This window comes from Pararhodobacter zhoushanensis (assembly GCF_003990445.1).
GTDB classification, from domain to species: domain Bacteria; phylum Pseudomonadota; class Alphaproteobacteria; order Rhodobacterales; family Rhodobacteraceae; genus Pararhodobacter; species Pararhodobacter zhoushanensis.
The window spans coordinates 1-16279 of the sequence record NZ_REEZ01000011.1 but is presented as its reverse complement, the minus strand read 5'-3'; the positions used below and the strand labels follow the sequence as shown (position 1 = coordinate 16279).

The following is a 16279-nucleotide window of genomic DNA, read 5'->3' as shown; positions in this document are numbered from 1 at the left end:
GCCTGCCCGGTCGTCAGGCGTCGAGGGCGGCGGCCACGTCGGCCGTTACTTTCTCCATCGCCTGCAAGCCATCCACGGCGTTCAGGTTGCCCTTGCAGTGGTAATAGCCGATCAGCGGCGAGGTCTTCTTGTAATACTCCAGCAGACGCTGGCGCAGGCTGTCTTCGTTGTCATCGGCGCGACGCTTGAGATCGTGCGAGCCGCAGACATCGCAGGTGCCCTCAACCTTGGTCGGCTTGGTGCGGTCGTGGTACACCTCACCGCAGTTGCCGCAGGTAAAGCGCCCGGTGATGCGGTCGACGAGCGCCTCGTCATCCACCCGCAGCTCAACCACCGCGTCCAGCTCCATGCCCTTGGCGGCCAGCAGATCCCCCAGCGCGTCGGCTTGCGCCAGCGTGCGCGGGAAGCCGTCAAAGATCAGGCCGCCCTTGGTGTCACCGTCCAGCTGCTCGGCGATCAGGCCGATAACGATCTCGTCCGTGACCAACTGGCCTGCGTCCATGATCGCCGCAACCTTTTTGCCCATCTCGGTGCCCGAAGTCCGCGCAGCCCGCAGCATGTCGCCCGTCGAAAGTTGGACCATGTTCCGGCCTTCGACAAGGACACGCGCCTGTGTGCCCTTGCCGGCGCCCGGGGCGCCCAGCAGTATGATATTCATCTCAGCGCGGGTCCTTTCTTGGGCGTGCCGCGCTTCTTGCCGCGCAGCTGGGAGCGTTCCAGCAATCCTTCATACTGGTGCGCGACCAGATGAGACTGAACCTGGCTCATCGTATCCAGCGTCACAGCGACGATAATCAGCACCGACGTGCCCCCGAAGTAGAACGGGATCGACAGCTGCGCGCGCAGGATTTCCGGCATCAGCGCCACACCAGCCAGATACAGGGCGCCGACAGTCGTGAGACGGGTCACGATGTAGTAGAGGTATTCTTCAGTCCGCTTGCCCGGGCGGATACCCGGAATGAACCCGTTCTGGCTCTTGAGGTTGTCCGCCACGTCATCAACCTTGAACGACACGTTGAGCGTGTAGAAGAAGGTGAAAAAGATGATCAGAGCCGTGAAGAACAGCAGATACAGCGGCTGACCCGGACCGAAATAGGCAAGGATCGTCGCCATGATCGGGTTGGTCGAGCTGCCCGAGAAGGTGCTCAGCGTGGTTGGCAGCAACAGCAGCGACGACGCGAAGATCGCCGGGATCACGTTGGCCGGGTTAACCTTGATCGGCAGATGCGACGAGCCGCCGTCATAGACCTTCATGCCAACCTGACGCCGCGGATACTGGATATGCACCTTGCGCAGCGCTCGTTCCATGAAGACCACGAAGGCCACCAGCGCGATCATCATCAGCATGATGCCGATGATCACCGGCCACGAGATCGTGCCGGTACGGCCCTGGCTGAGGAACTGCGCCAGATGCGCCGGAACCTCGGCGATGATGCCGACGAAGATGATCAGCGACGTGCCGTTGCCGATCCCGCGCGCGGTGATCTGCTCACCCAGCCACATCAGGAACAGCGTACCACCGACCAGCGTGATCACCGTGGAAATACGGAAGAACCAGCCCGGATCGGTCGCCAGATCGCCAGCCTCAAGGCTCACGGCCAGACCGTAGGACTGTACCAGCGCCAGAAACACCGTGCCATAGCGGGTGTATTGGTTCAGCTTGCGCCGCCCCAGCTCGCCCTCTTTGCGCAGGTTTTGCCAGGGGCCGTACATCGACGCCACCAGCTGCACGATGATCGACGCCGAGATATAGGGCATGATGCCCAGGGCGAAGATCCCCATGCGCGAGATCGCGCCGCCGGTGAACATGTTGAGCATGCCGCCCAGACCGGCAGCAGCACCCGACATGAATTCACGCAGTGATGCCCCGTCAATGCCCGGCACGGGGATATACGTCCCCAGCCGGTAAACGATCAGCAGACCTATCGCAAAAAAGATGCGCTGGCGCAGGTCCTTGGCTTTACCCAAGGTGGCCCACGACGTGTTGGCCGCCATTTGCTCTGCAGCAGATGCCATGTTCCCGTCTCTTTCATGACAGCGCCGCCAAACCGGGCTCCGGTTGGCGGCGCTGGAAAACCCATGCCGAAGATGTAAGGGGCGAGAGGCTCGCCCACAACACCTTATTCGGCTGCTTCAGCCACCGCGACCTTGGTTTTGAGCGTGCCGCCAGCTTTGGCAACAGCTTCGACCGCCGGTTTCGAGGCGCCCGTGACGCTGATGTTCAGCGCGGTGTTGAACTCGCCTTTGGCCAGAACGCGGATACCGTCCAGCTTGCGGCGCACCAGACCCGAGGCCACCAGCACGTCCTCGGTGATCTCGGCCTTGCCGTCGATCTTGCCAGCGTCGATGAATTTCACGATGGCGCTGAGGTTGACCACAGCCCATTCTTTACGGTTCGGCTTGTTGAAGCCGCGCTTCGGCAGACGCCGGTACAGCGGCATCTGGCCGCCCTCGTAAGCGTTGATCGCAACGCCCGAACGCGATTTCTGACCCTTGATACCACGACCAGCGGTCTTGCCCTTGCCCGAACCCGGGCCGCGAGCAACGCGCTTTTTGGTTTTGTTGGCACCGGGATTGTCGTGCAGTTCGTTCAGTTTCATGTCGCATCTCCTATGCCGGAATACCCAACCTGCGACGGAAAAGGGCAACTCGGCGTTTCTTGGTTCTGAGTCGGCACAGTGCCGATCGGGGGCGTATAGACGGGATGCTGCGGCGGTTCAAGCCTACGCAGTGTAGCGGACCGCTGACGCGCAGGGCGTTCAAGCATTTCAAAGCGTCCCTCAGGACTGAACAGGGCGCGCTCGACGACGAAGCCGCAAACGGGATACAGCGACGCATCCCGGTGCCCGGCAGCGACGAGGCCGCTCAGCGCACGCGGACCGGGAGCGTGGCAAAGCCCCGGAACCGGGCCAGCGGCACCATGGCGCTGTCGCCATTCGCCGCCAGCTTGGGGAAGCGCTTGACCAGTCCCCCAATTGCCAGCCGCCCCTCCACCCGCGCCAGCGTCGCGCCAAGGCAGATGTGGATGCCGGTGGCAAAGGCCAAGTGCTTGTTTGGCTTGCGCGACAGATCCACGCGGTCGGGCTGGTCGAACACCGCCGGATCACGGTTGGCCCCGGCGATGGACGTGTGAATATACGTCCCCTTGCGCAACAGCGTCCCACCAAGATCGATATCCTCGCCTGCCAGCCGGTTACCCTGCTGCAAGGGGCTCTCCAGCCGCAGAAATTCTTCGACTGCCGAGGTGATCAGATCCGGGTCGTCGATCAACCGGCGATGCTCACCCGGTGCGCCCAGCAGAATGCCGATTGAGTTGCCGACCAGACTGGTCGTCGTCTCATGGCCCGCGTTCAGCAGAAAGATGCAGTTCTGGATCAGTTCTTCCTCGCTCAGCCGCTGCCCGTCCACATCCCCGAAAATCAGGCTCTCCAGCACCTCACCCTCCATCGCGCCGTCAGGATGGGCGCGACGGTGGGCGATGATGTCGCTCAGGATCTCGGCGAACTCGGTCACGGCCTCATTCCCCGCCTTCAGGCGTTCAGGCGACACGACCGGGTCCAGCGCGCCCAGAATTGCCAGCGAATAGCCGCGCAGCTTGGTGCGATACTCGGGCGGGATGCCCAGCATGAAGCTGATGATCTCGGTCGGCAGAACCTTGGCGAAATCGTCGATCAGGTCCAGTTCACCCAGATCCTCGACCCGGTCCAGAAGCCGGTCCACGATGCCCTCGATCAACCCTTCGAACACCGCCAGCTTGCGCGGGGTAAAGGCCGAGGCCAGCAGCTTGCGCACCACCGTGTGGTAAGGCGGATCGTTGAACACCAATGACGTGGTGTGATGGGTATGCAGCGGGCATTGGCCGAACTTCTTGCCGAATTCCTCGGTCTTGTCCGACAGCATGGCGCGCGATTGATAGACCTTAAGGATATCGGCATGACGGGTCAGGAAGACACTGCCATCGCCATTGCGATGCACCGGCGCCTGCTCACGCAGTGCACGCAGCGTCGGATAGGGATCGCGGATATAGTCCATCCCAATGGCATTCAAATCGAAAGATGACACGTCGAGCATTCTGGCCCCTCCCCGGCTGACCCGAGAGTGACGCAGCCGGACGGCAGGGACAAGAGAGCCCGTTTACTCAGCAGCCCGAGGCATAAACACCGCGATGTCGCCGACGATCTCGTTGACACCCCAATTCCGCAGATAGAGGCGGCCGTTGACGATGTAGAGATCCTTCACCGGATACTCGGACATTTCGTAGCCATCATTGCGAGAGAAGCGGATGAACGCATCACGGCGCTCTAACCCGGGTTCGATCAGCGCGAACAGGTCCGGGGGCATGTTCGCGTCCACTTCACGCAGCACTCCGAGCACGTCATCGTATCCGTTGATGCGCTCGTCCTGCAAACGACAGACGGCCTCCAGACCGACCCCAATGGCGGTGCTGCTGATGCCGAGCAAGGGCGACTCGGCGCCGACCATTGCCACCGCGGCCCCGAGCAGACGTGCGGTGCGCACGAGCACGCCGCTGTCGGGTTGAGCCTGCGCACCGCCCGTAGCCCCCACGCTTGTCGCCCCGGTGCGGGGGTTGACCATAAGATAGAGCATCGGACCGGGATCAGAGGGCGCAGCATTGGCAGCCCGTGCCGCGTCTCCGGCCGGAGATTGGCGACGCTCAATGACCTGAGAAAGACGGTAGTCACACAGCCCGGCCTGCGCCGCCATGGGCGCGAGAACAGGCAGCGCGATGGCAAGGAATACGGCGAAACGCATGAGTCACCCCTGAGATGGCACCCCCGGCGTAGGCGGGCCATGAAAGAAAGGGAAGAGCTTGCCGGTGCAGGGCTGATCAACTTTGACGGAGCAGTCCTGCTGCGGGGCTACCGGCACGCAGGCACCGAACCTGTAGTGACGGACATAGCAAAAGGGCGGGGTTGCCCCCGCCCTTTCAAAAATGCGCCAAGCCGTGGCTCAGGCTTTTTCTTCGATGATCTGCACCAGGTGCGGGATCGAGTTCACCATGCCGCGCACGGAAGGGGTGTCTTCCAGTTCGCGGGTTTTGTGCATCTTGTTCAGACCCAGGCCTTTCAGCGTGTCACGCTGTTTGGCGGGGCGGCGGATCGGCGAGCCGATCTGCTTGACGGTGATGGTTGCCATGCTCAGCTCTCCTTACGCGTCAGTGGTGGCCGCGGCATCATCCTTGCGGAGGATATCGGCAACCTTTTTGCTACGACGCTGCGCAACCTGACGGGGGCTGGCTTGCTTCTTCAGGCCGTCCATGGTCGCGCGGATCATGTTGTAGGGGTTCTGCGAGCCGAGCGATTTCGCCACGACGTCTTGCAGGCCCAGCATCTCGAACACAGCGCGCATCGGACCACCAGCGATGATCCCGGTACCGGGAACGGTCGTCCGCATCACGACTTTACCGGCGCCATGACGGCCCTCGATGTCGTGGTGCAGCGTGCGGCCGTCTTTCAACGGAACGCGGATCATCGAGCGTTTGGCTTGTTCGGTCGCCTTGCGGACGGCCTCGGGCACTTCTTTCGCCTTGCCCTTGCCAAAGCCTACGCGGCCTTTTTGGTCGCCGACAACGACGAGTGCGGCGAAGCCAAAGCGCTTACCACCCTTGACGGTCTTCGACACGCGGTTGATCGCGACCAGGCGATCGGCGAATTCGGGGTTCTCGTCGCGCTCGTCGCGGCGGCCTCCCCGGCGGTTGTCACGTTCTGCCATTGAGGCATCCTTTAATAGGTGGCGCGCTCTGATGTGCGCCGCTGGTACCCGATCACGGTGGGCAAAGGCCACTGGCCCCTGCGCCCCGGATCATCGAGGCGGCACCTTTGGGGTGCCGCCTGCACTGAAATCAGAACTTCAGGCCGCCCTCGCGGGCCGCATCGGCAAGAGCCTTGATCTTGCCGTGGAACAGGAAACCGCCACGATCGAAATAGCACTCCTCGACGCCGGCCGCTTTCGCGCGCTCGGCAATCGTGGTGCCAATCTTGGCAGCCGCGTCGATGTTGTTCACACCGATCACACCCAGTTCCTTTTCCAGCGTCGACGCTGCGGCGACCGTGGTCCCGTTTGCATCGTCGATCAGCTGGACGCTGATGTTCTTGTTCGAACGGTGGACCGACAGGCGCATACGGCCATTGGCGGTCTTCCGCAGTTTGTTCCGGACGCGCTGACGACGCTTCTGGAACAGCTTCATCTTGGTGTTCGCCATCGTTCGCGTCCTTACTTCTTCTTGCCTTCCTTACGGAAGATATACTCGTCCTTGTAGCGGATCCCTTTGCCCTTGTAGGGCTCGGGCGAACGCCACTCGCGGATATTCGCGGCGACCTGGCCCACTTTCTGCGCGTCGATACCTTCGATCACGATTTCGGTGGGTTTCGGGGTTGCGACGGTGATGCCCTCAGGAACCGCGAAGATGACTTCGTGGCTATAGCCGAGCGACAGCTTCAGGTCTTTGCCCTGCATTGCTGCACGGTAACCAACCCCGACCAGTTCCATTTCTTTCTTGAAACCGGTCGAAACGCCGACGGTCAGGTTCTCGACCATCGAGCGGGTCATCCCCCACTGCTGGCGAGCCCGCTTGGAATTGCCGCGGGGCGTAACTTTGATGGCACCATCTTCTTGGGTGATGGTGACATCGTCGGTGGCGGTGAAGGACAGCGTGCCCTTGGGACCCTTGACCGAAACGGTCTGGCCCGAGATCGTCGCGTTGACACCCGAAGGTACAGCGACAGGCTTCTTGCCGATACGAGACATGCCAGCCCTCCTCAGAACACGCGGCAGAGCACTTCGCCGCCAACGTTGGCAGCGCGTGCATTCGCATCGGACATGACGCCTTTCGGGGTCGAAACCACCGAAATGCCCAGGCCGTTGCGAACCGACGGGATTTCTTTGACGCCGGCGTAGACGCGGCGGCCCGGCTTGGACACGCGCGACACTTCCCGGATCGCCGGTTCACCGGACGAATACTTCAGCTGGATTTCCAGCTCAGCATGACCAGCGGCGGAGGTCTTGGGCTCGTAACCGCGGATGTAACCTTCCGCGATCAGAACATCGAGCACCCAAGCACGCAGCTTGGACGCGGGCGTGATGACGGTCGCCTTCCCGCGCATTTGCGCGTTCCGGATACGGGTCAGCATATCGCCGAGAGGATCGTTCATAGACATGGCGCTCCTCCTTACCAGCTGGACTTGACCATGCCCGGGATCTGACCAAACGAGGACAGCTCACGCAGCATGATGCGGCTAAGTTTCAGTTTGCGATAGTAAGCCTTCGGACGACCGGTCAGCTCGCAGCGGTTGTGCAGACGCACGGCCGACGAGTTGCGCGGCAGTTCAGCCAGCTTCAGGTTCGCTTTAAAACGATCTTCCATCGAGGCGGTCGAGTCCGTCGCAACGGCTTTCAGCGCAGCACGCTTGGTCGCATATTGTGCAACCAGCTTCTGACGCTTCTTCTCACGCTCGACCATGGATTTCTTGGCCATATTCTCTCTCCTTCCGCGTCAGCTGGTGAAGGGCATGTTGAATTGCTTCAACAGGGCCTTGGCTTCCGCGTCGGTCTTCGCGGTGGTGCAGATGATGATGTCCATGCCCAGGACGTCGTCGACTTTATCAAAGTCGATTTCGGGGAACACGATGTGTTCCTTCATGCCCATGGCATAGTTGCCACGGCCATCGAACGACGTGCCTTTGACGCCGCGGAAGTCGCGGACGCGGGGCAGTGCAACGGTGATCAGACGCTCGAGGAATTCGTACATCCGGTCACCGCGCAGGGTCACCTTGCAGCCGAGCGGCATGTCTTCACGAACGCGGAAACCAGCGATCGAGGTTTTGGCCTTGGTCACCACGGCGTTCTGGCCGGCGATCAGGGTCAGATCAGCTTGCGCCGACTTCACCTTCTTGGTGTCCTTGACCGCTTCGCCGACGCCCATGTTCAGCACGATCTTGTCGAGCCGAGGGATCATCATGTCGTTCTTGTAGGCGAACTCTTCACGCAGAGCCGCACGGATGCGGTCTTTGTAGTCGGCCTTGAAGCGCGGGGTGTAGGTGGCAGCGTCCAACATCAGATCACCTCTCCGGTCGACTTGGCGAAGCGAACTTTCGCACCGTCTTCAAAGCGGAAGCCGACGCGGGTTGCTTTCCCGTTCGAGTCCATCAGCGCCAGGTTCGACAGCTGGATCGGCATTGCCTTGGGAAGGCGGCCGCCCTGAGCGGTCTGGCTGGGCTTGGTGTGACGGATCGAGATGTTGATACCGTCGACGATGGCTTTGCCAGCAGTCGGCATCACGAGCGAGATCTCGCCCTGTTTGCCTTTGTCTTTGCCAGCAAGGACGACAACCTTGTCACCCTTTTTGAGTTTCGCAGCCATCAGAGCACCTCCGGAGCCAGCGAGATGATCTTCATGAAGTTCTTCGAACGCAGTTCGCGCACGACCGGCCCGAAGATACGGGTACCGACCGGCTCACCCTGGTTGTTCAGGATGACGGCGGCGTTGCGGTCGAAACGAATCGCGGTGCCATCGGCACGACGAACTTCTTTGGCGGTGCGCACGACAACAGCTTTACGCACGTCGCCCTTTTTCACACGGCCTTTCGGAATCGCTTCCTTTACCGAGACGACGATGATGTCGCCTACGGAAGCGTAGCGGCGATGCGAACCGCCCAGAACCTTGATGCACTGAACCCGGCGAGCGCCGGAGTTGTCAGCAACATCCAGATTGGTCTGCATCTGGATCATAGGGTTACTCCCGACCTTTGGGCATTGTGCCCAGGGTTTCGATCAAACTGATCGATCAATGGTTTACGCGGTGGCGTCGACCACGACCTGCCAGCGTTTCGTCTTCGAAATCGGTGCGCATTCTTCAATGCGAACAGAGTCACCGACCTTGAACGTGTTGAGCGGATCGTGCGCGCGATATTTCTTCGAGCTACGAACCGTTTTCTTCATGACGGGGTGCGTGAAGCGGCGCTCGACCAGAACGGTAACCGTCTGCTCGTTCTGATCCGAGGTCACGGTGCCTTGCAGGATGCGTTTGGGCATTGTCGTTATCCTCAGTTCGCCGCCGCAGCAGCGGCTTTTTGGTTCAGGACAGTCTGGACGCGCGCGACATCGCGGCGCACCTGACGGATGCGTGCGGTGTTCTCGAGCTGGCTGGTGGCTTTCTGGAAGCGGAGGTTGAAGGCCTCCTTCTTCAGCGCCACCAGATCAGCGCGCAGCTGGTCCGGGGTCTTGTTGGTCAGTTCAGCGGCGTTCATGCGCCTTTTCCTTCTCTCACAACACCAGAGGGCCCCTGCAGTCTGCTCAGGGTCACCTGTGATCTGGTGGATCAATGACAAGCCCGCTGATTCCGACGACGGAATCCGCGAGATGGGGCTCTATACGGGTGTTGCCCCCCAAGGGCAAGGAAGAAGTTTGCCCGCGCCCTGCCCGCCTTCTTGACCAGCGCGCGCCTGTAACCAGACCGCGTTTCGCCGGCCCATTGGCGGGGGATGCGGACGTCGTCGATCCTCCGGGGTACCCCAGAGCCACGCATGGATCTGGAACCCCCACCGCATTCCGCATGAATATTTCACCAATTAATAGAATTGAGTTCCCCCGCATTTTAAGAAATGTCGCTGTTTTTAGTGTTCGCCTTGGGGTTGCCCGATTTGGAATCAAAGATCACGATACCGCGGCGGCCAATTGGCCACGGGTTTCTGCGTCTTTGGCGCATTCTCTTATAGGGGATTCTCAGATGTCACAGCCAATACTTGCCGCCCTTATTGCGTCCCTGGCGCTAACGCCGATTGTCGCGGGGGCCGAGATCACGCCGGACGCTGGCGGGCATGACTCTGGCCCTCAGGCGGCCGCGCCCGCGCACACGGCGCATGAAGCCGTGGTCGATGCGGTGATCGCCGCACAGCGTGCCGCTTTGCAGAGCGCCACCGATGGCGTCGGATTCGGCCCGCAGTCGCCGCGTGACATTGACCGGCACGACGGCAGCAATCTGCGCGTCTTTGGCTTCGCCCCTGATCCCACGCGCATGAATCTGTGCAACATCCATTTCCACGAAGGGGCTGAGCATCGTGGGGGTGACTTCACAACCTACGCCGGCAATGGCGACGGCACCGGCTATGGAACGGGTTATCTCTATAACGGCACCCTCTCGCTGGCAGAGCTCACACCGTATGACCATCCAGTCGGCGATGTCGGCCACGGCGCGCTGGAACCCGGCGATACAATTGAAGTGCATTTTGTTTTCAGCACAGCGCAGGTAACTCCCGGCGCCACACTGGGCTCGTGCCTGGATGATGAGACCGGCAATCCACAGTTGAGAGTGGAAACGCAGGTCATGGTGTTGGTCAATGACGACAGCGCCGCAAACTTCGGTCGTCTGGCGCAGGTCCAGACCATGTACGGCTACGCGCAGGTGCCCAACCTGCCGACCGATACCGGCACGCCCGTTGTCTATACCGGCTCGACCACCGGCCCCAGCTATAATGAAGCCGGCTCACCCTTTCAGGTCACCTGGAGCGTGCGTCCGCAGGTCATGCGCGTGAGCATCAGCTCGGTGGATGCATGGCTGGCGGACAACGCTTTCGACGAAGACCATGCCCATGGCGTGCGCAACCTGGTCATCAACCCGGCCCTGCTGTCACGGATTGAAGACTGACGGCCCGGCGGCAGGCGCCTAATCCCCCTCCCCGCGCGCGCGGCGTATCTAAAGCAGCCCCCAAAGGGTGGCTGTTGTCCTATCAGACCATCCGGCAGCGCACTTGCAAAACGGTGCCGCCATCCCGCGCAACGAGAAACCCCCGCCAGTTGCCCGGCGGGGGTTCGATTTTCCGTAGGGTGGGGTTTCACCCCACCACGCTTACCAGTCTTCGCGCAGAACGACGCGGGTCTTGATCGGCAGCTTCATGGCAGCGAGGCGCAGCGCTTCGCGAGCGATCTCTTCGCTCACGCCGTCCAGCTCGAACATGATCCGGCCCGGCTTCACTTTGCACGCCCAGAAATCCACCGAACCCTTACCTTTACCCATGCGGACTTCGGTAGGCTTCGAGGTAACCGGGACATCCGGGAAAATCCGGATCCAGACGCGGCCTTGACGTTTCATGTGACGCGTCATTGCACGGCGAGCAGCTTCGATCTGACGCGCGGTGACGCGCTCGGGCTCAACAGCCTTCAGGCCGAACGAGCCAAAGTTCAGATCCGAACCGCCTTTTGCCAGACCGTGGATACGGCCCTTGTGCTGTTTGCGGAACTTAGTCCGTTTTGGTTGCAGCATTGGTCTTCTCCTGTGCGGCGATCAGCGGCGGCCGCGGGGGGCGCTGCTGGGGCCTTCCTGAAGCTCGGCATGCCGGCGATCGCGCGCCTGCGGGTCGTGCTCCATGATGTCGCCCTTGTAGATCCAGACTTTGATCCCGATGATCCCGTAAGGGGTCGAGGCCTCGGCCAGCGCATAGTCGATGTCGGCGCGCAGCGTGTGCAGCGGAACGCGACCCTCGCGGTACCATTCGGTACGCGCGATCTCGGCACCACCCAGACGACCCGCGATGTTCACGCGGATACCCAGGGCACCGATGCGCATCGCGTTCTGCACCGAGCGCTTCATCGCGCGACGGAACGAAACACGACGCTCAAGCTGCTGAGCGATCGACTCGGCAACCAGCTGGGCGTCCAGCTCGGGCTTGCGGACTTCAACGATGTTGAGGTGCAGTTCCGAGTCGGTGAAGTTCGCCAGCTTCTTGCGCAGACCTTCAATGTCCGCGCCCTTCTTGCCGATGATCACGCCAGGACGTGCAGTGTGAATGGTCACACGGCATTTCTTGTGCGGACGCTCGATGATGACGCGGCTGATACCGGCAGCTTTGCACTCTTCATGGATGAAGTCGCGCATGCGCAGGTCTTCAAGCAGCAACTCGCCATAGTTCTTGCCGTCGGCGTACCAGCGGCTGTCCCAGGTGCGGTTGACCTGCAGGCGCATCCCGATGGGGTTTACCTTCTGTCCCATTACGCTTGCTCCTCGCGCTCGCGCACCGTGATGGTGAGCTCCGAAAACGGCTTCATGATCTTGCCGAAACGGCCGCGAGCCCGCGGACGACCGCGTTTCATGACCAGATTCTTGCCGACCCAGGCTTCGGCGACGATCAGATTGTCGACGTCCAGGCCGTGATTGTTTTCGGCGTTAGCAATCGCCGACTGAAGGCATTTCTTCACGTCGATGGCGATACGCTTTTTCGAAAAGGTCAGGTCGGCGAGCGCCTTCTCAACCTTCTTGCCGCGGATGAGACCAGCGACCAGGTTCAGCTTCTGCGGCGAGGTGCGCAGCATGCGGAGTTTGGCCATAGCCTCGTTGTCAGCCACGCGGCGCGGATTTTGCTCTTTACCCATGGCTTATTTCCGTTTCGCTTTCTTGTCGGCAGCGTGACCATAATAGGTCCGGGTCGGCGAATACTCACCGAACTTCTGCCCGATCATTTCTTCGGTCACGTTGACAGGAATATGTTTCTTGCCGTTGTAGACGCCGAAGGTCAGGCCGACAAACTGCGGCAGGATCGTCGAGCGACGCGACCAGATCTTGATGACTTCGTTACGCCCGGAATCGCGCGCTTTCTCGGCTTTTTTCAGCAGATAGGCGTCGACGAAGGGGCCCTTCCAAATAGAACGTGCCATGGATTAGCGGCCCTTCTTCTTGGCGTGACGCGAGCGGATGATGTACTTATCCGTCGCCTTGTTCGAACGGGTGCGGGTACCCTTGGTATCCTTACCCCACGGCGAAACCGGCGTACGGCCGCCCGAGGTCCGGCCTTCACCACCACCATGCGGGTGGTCGATCGGGTTCATCGCAACACCGCGGACGGTCGGCTTGATGCCCATGTGACGACGACGGCCGGCTTTGCCGAGGTTCTGGTTCGAGTGATCGGAGTTCGACACAGCGCCCAGGGTTGCCATGCATTCCTGGCGCACCATGCGCAGTTCGCCCGACGACAGACGCAGCTGTGCGTAGCCACCATCACGACCGACGAACTGGGCATAGGTGCCTGCCGCGCGAGCGATCTGGCCGCCCTTGCCCGGTTTCAGTTCGACGTTGTGAACGATGGTACCCAGCGGCATCCCCGAGAACGGCATCGCGTTACCCGGTTTGACGTCGGTTTTCGCGCTCGAGATCACCTGGTCGCCAACGGCCAGGCGCTGCGGCGCGAGGATGTAATTGACCTCGCCGTCCGCGTAGCGGATCAGCGCGATGAACGCGGTGCGGTTGGGGTCATATTCGATCCGCTCCACCGTGGCGGGGATGTCGAATTTGCGACGCTTGAAGTCCACAATACGGTACAGACGCTTCGCGCCGCCGCCCTTGTGGAATGCCGTGATCCGTCCGGTGTTGTTCCGACCGCCCGTTTTGGTCAAACCCTGAGTGAGGTGCTTGACCGGACGCCCTTTCCAAAGCTCCGAACGGTCGATCAGAACCAGCCCTCGCTGGCCAGGCGTCGTCGGTTTGTACGACTTAAGTGCCATGCTTTCTGTCTTCCGTTGCTTTGCGGGCAGGTTTCCCGGCCCATCGTTAAGCCCCCCGAAGGTGGCCATAGAAGGGGTCGCTTGGGCATGCCCGCGAGACCCTGGTTCCATAAGACACGAGCCCCGGACGAATCCGGGGCGCGTGACTGGGCGGGGATTACGTGAATTCCACCCGCGCGTCCATAGCCATGGCTCGCCTTTTTTCGATTCCTTGAAGGAATCGCACAGGCCTGCCGGTCTCAACTGCGCAGGATCTTCGCCATTGGTCGCCCTTTGGCCAACTCGTCGACGAGTTTGTCCAGATAGCGGATCTCGCGCATGGTGTCTTCTTCGATTTCCTCGATCTGCACGCCGCAAATCTTGCCGGTGATCTTCACCCGCGCGGGATTCATCGCCGGGGCGTCGGCAAAGAACGTCTCTAAATCCGTTTTGTCACTGATTCGGGCCTCCAGCGTGGCCTGATCGTAGCCGGTGAGCCAGCGGATCACCTGATCGACCTCGGCTTTGGTACGGCCCTTCCTCTCGGCCTTGGCCACATAAAGCGGATACACGCTGCCGAAACTCATGGTGTAGAGGCGATGCTTTGACATCCCGAGCCCTCTCCGGTGGAAAACGCAAAGGGCCCAGGCTTTCCAGCCCGGGCCTCTCCGATGTCGTAGGGTGGGGTTTCACCCCACCAGGCAGGGTCAGAGACCGGTCGTCACGTCGATGGCGTTGCCGTCTTCGAGCGAGACATAGGCTTTCTTGACGTCTTTGCGCGTGCCCAGGATGCCCCGGAAGCGCTTGACTTTGCCTTTGGTGATCAACGTGTTGATCGCTTTGACCTTGACGCCAAAGAGGGCTTCGACAGCCTCTTTGATCTGCGGCTTGGTCGAGTCGATCGCCACTTCGAAAACAACCGCGTTGGCTTCGGAAGCCATGGTTGCTTTCTCGGTGATGATCGGCTTGCGGATCACGTCGTAGTGTTCAGGTTTCGCGCTCATGCCAGTCGAGCCTCCAGAGCTTCGACGCCCGCCCGCGTGATGACCAGGGTCTCACGCTTGAGGATGTCGTAGACGTTCGCGCCCATCGACGGCAGGATGTCCACGCCTTCGAGGTTACGGGCGGCGGCGGCGAAGTTCTCGTTGACCGAGGCGCCGTCGATGATCAGGACCTTTTTCCAGCCCAGATCCGTCACTGCTTTTGCCAGCAGAGCGGTCTTGGCTTCGGCCATGTCGGCCACGTCCAGGATAACCAGCTTGCCCGCTGCGGCCTTGGCCGAGAGCGCATGCTTGAGACCCAGAGCGCGGACCTTCTTGGGCAGATCGAAGGCGTGCGACCGCGGGGTCGGGCCTTTGTAGACGCCACCCTTGCGGAAGATCGGTGCCTTCTTGGAACCGTGGCGTGCGCCGCCGGTGCCTTTCTGGCGATAGATCTTCTTGGTCGAGTAGGACACATCCGAACGACCCAGCGTCGAGTGGGTGCCAGCCTGTGCGCGAGCACGCTGCCAGCGCACCACACGGTGCAGCAGGTCAACACGAACCTCGAGCCCGAAGATCGCGTCGTTCAGCTCGAGCTCACCTGCGTTGGCGGCGTCGAGTTTGATCACGTCGAGTTTCATTCATCGGCTCCTTCAGCGGCAGGCGCTGCTTCGGCAACGGCGGCACCCGAGGCCTTCAGGCCAGCGGGACGCGGAGCGTCGGCATGCGCGGGCTTCTTGACCGCGTCCTTGATGGTGACCCAGCCGCCTTTCGACCCCGGAACAGCGCCCTTGACCATGATCAGGCCACGGTCGGCGTCGGTCCGAACGATCTCGAGGTTCTGCGTGGTGACGCGCGCGGCACCCATGTGGCCGGCCATCTTCTTGCCTTTGAACACCTTGCCGGGGTCCTGGCACTGGCCGGTCGAACCATGCGAACGGTGGCTGATCGACACGCCGTGCGAGGCGCGCAGACCACCGAAGTTGTGGCGCTTCATAACGCCCGCAAAACCTTTACCGATCGAGGTCCCGGCGATGTCAACGTATTGACCAGCCAGGTAGTGGTCAGCCGAAATCTCGGCGCCCACTTCGATCAGGTTGTCGGGGCTGACGCGGAATTCGGCCAGTTTGCGCTTGGGCGCAACATTGGCTTTCGCGTAGTGGCCCCGCATCGGCGCGGTGACGCGCTTTGCTTTGGCGGTGCCGGCACCGAGTTGAACTGCCGTGTAGCCGTCATTGTCAGCGGTCCGCTGAGCGACAACTTGCAGGGCATCGAGCTGAAGAACGGTTACCGGGATCTGGCGACCGTCCTCCATGAACAGCCGGGTCATACCCAGCTTTTTAGCGATGACTCCAGAGCGCATGCGACAGGCTCCTTAAACTTTGATTTCGACGTCGACGCCAGCAGCGAGGTCGAGCTTCATGAGCGCGTCCACGGTCTGCGGGGTCGGATCGACGATGTCGAGCAGACGCTTGTGCGTCCGGATTTCCCACTGGTCGCGCGACTTCTTGTCGATGTGCGGACCGCGCAGGACGGTGAATTTTTCGATCTTGTTCGGCAGCGGGATCGGCCCGCGAACTTGAGCGCCCGTGCGCTTGGCCGTATTCACGATCTCCGCGGTGGACGCATCCAGAACGCGGTAATCGAAGGCCTTGAGCCGGATGCGAATGGTTTGACCTGCCATCGTTTTTTCCCTCGGGTTGCGGGTGAGGCTTGCGCCTCACCCAACCGCGTTACTTCAGAATCTTCGAGACGACGCCTGCACCGACGGTACGGCCGCCTTCGCGGATGGCGAAGCGCAGTTTCTCTTCC

Annotated in this window: 28 protein-coding genes; 1 reads left to right on the top strand and 27 read right to left on the bottom strand. The window is 61.3% G+C overall.

What is annotated here, in order from left to right; all coding sequences use genetic code 11:
• Positions 1-13: 13 nt before the first annotated feature.
• From EAE28_RS18790 to rpmC, 16 genes are all read right to left on the bottom strand, one after another.
• Positions 14-658 (bottom strand): adenylate kinase, encoded by a 645-nt coding sequence (locus EAE28_RS18790; protein WP_127109180.1) that lies wholly within the window; start codon positions 656-658, stop codon positions 14-16.
• Complete coding sequence (secY, locus tag EAE28_RS18785) at positions 655-2016, bottom strand: preprotein translocase subunit SecY (protein ID WP_127109178.1); 1362 nt, start codon at positions 2014-2016, stop codon at positions 655-657. The genes EAE28_RS18790 and secY overlap by 4 nt, the downstream gene beginning before the upstream one ends.
• A gap of 104 nt (positions 2017-2120) precedes the next feature.
• A complete protein-coding gene (rplO, locus tag EAE28_RS18780; protein WP_127109176.1) occupies positions 2121-2600 on the bottom strand; it encodes a 50S ribosomal protein L15 in 480 nt (159 codons plus the stop codon).
• A 265-nt stretch (positions 2601-2865) separates the two neighbouring features.
• A complete protein-coding gene (locus EAE28_RS18775; protein ID WP_127109175.1) occupies positions 2866-4071 on the bottom strand; it encodes a cytochrome P450 in 1206 nt (401 codons plus the stop codon).
• Between the two features lie 63 nt (positions 4072-4134).
• Positions 4135-4773, bottom strand: coding sequence for a hypothetical protein (locus EAE28_RS18770; protein WP_127109173.1), 639 nt, complete (start codon positions 4771-4773; stop codon positions 4135-4137).
• Between the two features lie 198 nt (positions 4774-4971).
• Complete coding sequence (gene rpmD / locus EAE28_RS18765; RefSeq protein WP_127109171.1) at positions 4972-5157, bottom strand: 50S ribosomal protein L30; 186 nt, start codon at positions 5155-5157, stop codon at positions 4972-4974.
• Positions 5158-5169: 12 nt separating this feature from the next.
• Positions 5170-5733 carry a 30S ribosomal protein S5 gene (gene rpsE / locus EAE28_RS18760; RefSeq protein WP_127109169.1) on the bottom strand — a complete coding sequence of 188 codons (564 nt, stop codon included), beginning with the start codon at positions 5731-5733 and terminating at the stop codon, positions 5170-5172.
• Positions 5734-5863: 130 nt separating this feature from the next.
• A complete protein-coding gene (gene rplR, locus EAE28_RS18755) occupies positions 5864-6223 on the bottom strand; it encodes a 50S ribosomal protein L18 (protein ID WP_127109167.1) in 360 nt (119 codons plus the stop codon).
• A gap of 11 nt (positions 6224-6234) precedes the next feature.
• Positions 6235-6768 (bottom strand): 50S ribosomal protein L6, encoded by a 534-nt coding sequence (rplF, locus tag EAE28_RS18750; protein ID WP_127109165.1) that lies wholly within the window; start codon positions 6766-6768, stop codon positions 6235-6237.
• Positions 6769-6779: 11 nt separating this feature from the next.
• Positions 6780-7178 carry a 30S ribosomal protein S8 gene (gene rpsH / locus EAE28_RS18745; RefSeq protein ID WP_127109163.1) on the bottom strand — a complete coding sequence of 133 codons (399 nt, stop codon included), beginning with the start codon at positions 7176-7178 and terminating at the stop codon, positions 6780-6782.
• 11 nt (positions 7179-7189) lie between these two features.
• Positions 7190-7495: a 30S ribosomal protein S14 gene (gene rpsN / locus EAE28_RS18740; protein ID WP_127109161.1), complete on the bottom strand. Its 306-nt coding sequence runs from the start codon at positions 7493-7495 to the stop codon at positions 7190-7192.
• An 18-nt stretch (positions 7496-7513) separates the two neighbouring features.
• A complete protein-coding gene (rplE, locus tag EAE28_RS18735; protein WP_127109159.1) occupies positions 7514-8074 on the bottom strand; it encodes a 50S ribosomal protein L5 in 561 nt (186 codons plus the stop codon).
• The gene (rplX, locus tag EAE28_RS18730; protein ID WP_127109157.1) at positions 8074-8379 is read right to left on the bottom strand and encodes a 50S ribosomal protein L24; all 306 of its coding nucleotides are present in this window, start codon (positions 8377-8379) and stop codon (positions 8074-8076) included. Before rplX ends, rplE begins: the two co-directional genes overlap by 1 nt.
• Positions 8379-8747: a 50S ribosomal protein L14 gene (gene rplN, locus EAE28_RS18725; protein WP_127109155.1), complete on the bottom strand. Its 369-nt coding sequence runs from the start codon at positions 8745-8747 to the stop codon at positions 8379-8381. The genes rplX and rplN overlap by 1 nt, the downstream gene beginning before the upstream one ends.
• Before the next feature lie 63 nt (positions 8748-8810).
• Positions 8811-9050 (bottom strand): 30S ribosomal protein S17, encoded by a 240-nt coding sequence (gene rpsQ, locus EAE28_RS18720; RefSeq protein WP_127109153.1) that lies wholly within the window; start codon positions 9048-9050, stop codon positions 8811-8813.
• 11 nt (positions 9051-9061) lie between these two features.
• Positions 9062-9265: a 50S ribosomal protein L29 gene (gene rpmC, locus EAE28_RS18715; RefSeq protein WP_127109151.1), complete on the bottom strand. Its 204-nt coding sequence runs from the start codon at positions 9263-9265 to the stop codon at positions 9062-9064.
• Positions 9266-9744: 479 nt separating this feature from the next.
• Between rpmC and EAE28_RS18710 the strand changes: the two genes are divergently transcribed.
• The gene (locus tag EAE28_RS18710; RefSeq protein WP_127109149.1) at positions 9745-10662 is read left to right on the top strand and encodes a delta-class carbonic anhydrase; all 918 of its coding nucleotides are present in this window, start codon (positions 9745-9747) and stop codon (positions 10660-10662) included.
• A gap of 201 nt (positions 10663-10863) precedes the next feature.
• Here EAE28_RS18710 and rplP read toward each other — a convergent pair whose 3' ends face one another.
• The 11 genes from rplP to EAE28_RS18655 form a co-directional block, all read right to left on the bottom strand.
• Positions 10864-11277 (bottom strand): 50S ribosomal protein L16, encoded by a 414-nt coding sequence (gene rplP, locus EAE28_RS18705; RefSeq protein ID WP_127109147.1) that lies wholly within the window; start codon positions 11275-11277, stop codon positions 10864-10866.
• Between the two features lie 21 nt (positions 11278-11298).
• Positions 11299-12003, bottom strand: a complete 705-nt coding sequence (gene rpsC, locus EAE28_RS18700) for a 30S ribosomal protein S3 (protein WP_127109145.1) — start codon at positions 12001-12003, stop codon at positions 11299-11301.
• A complete protein-coding gene (rplV, locus tag EAE28_RS18695; RefSeq protein WP_127109143.1) occupies positions 12003-12383 on the bottom strand; it encodes a 50S ribosomal protein L22 in 381 nt (126 codons plus the stop codon). The genes rpsC and rplV overlap by 1 nt, the downstream gene beginning before the upstream one ends.
• A gap of 3 nt (positions 12384-12386) precedes the next feature.
• Entirely contained in the window at positions 12387-12665 is a 279-nt protein-coding gene (rpsS, locus tag EAE28_RS18690) for a 30S ribosomal protein S19 (RefSeq protein ID WP_127109141.1), read from the bottom strand.
• A 3-nt stretch (positions 12666-12668) separates the two neighbouring features.
• Positions 12669-13508: a 50S ribosomal protein L2 gene (rplB, locus tag EAE28_RS18685; protein ID WP_127109139.1), complete on the bottom strand. Its 840-nt coding sequence runs from the start codon at positions 13506-13508 to the stop codon at positions 12669-12671.
• 239 nt (positions 13509-13747) lie between these two features.
• On the bottom strand, positions 13748-14098 hold the full coding sequence (locus EAE28_RS18680) for a DUF2200 domain-containing protein (RefSeq protein ID WP_127109137.1): 351 nt from the start codon (positions 14096-14098) through the stop codon (positions 13748-13750).
• 96 nt (positions 14099-14194) lie between these two features.
• Positions 14195-14491, bottom strand: coding sequence for a 50S ribosomal protein L23 (locus tag EAE28_RS18675; RefSeq protein WP_127109135.1), 297 nt, complete (start codon positions 14489-14491; stop codon positions 14195-14197).
• Entirely contained in the window at positions 14488-15108 is a 621-nt protein-coding gene (gene rplD, locus EAE28_RS18670) for a 50S ribosomal protein L4 (RefSeq protein ID WP_127109133.1), read from the bottom strand. Before rplD ends, EAE28_RS18675 begins: the two co-directional genes overlap by 4 nt.
• On the bottom strand, positions 15105-15830 hold the full coding sequence (gene rplC / locus EAE28_RS18665) for a 50S ribosomal protein L3 (protein ID WP_127109131.1): 726 nt from the start codon (positions 15828-15830) through the stop codon (positions 15105-15107). The genes rplD and rplC overlap by 4 nt, the downstream gene beginning before the upstream one ends.
• Positions 15831-15842: 12 nt before the next feature.
• Positions 15843-16151, bottom strand: a complete 309-nt coding sequence (gene rpsJ / locus EAE28_RS18660; RefSeq protein ID WP_127109129.1) for a 30S ribosomal protein S10 — start codon at positions 16149-16151, stop codon at positions 15843-15845.
• A 49-nt stretch (positions 16152-16200) separates the two neighbouring features.
• Positions 16201-16279 (bottom strand): EF-Tu C-terminal domain-related protein (locus EAE28_RS18655; protein ID WP_164736703.1); only part of this gene is annotated, 79 nt, incomplete at its 5' end.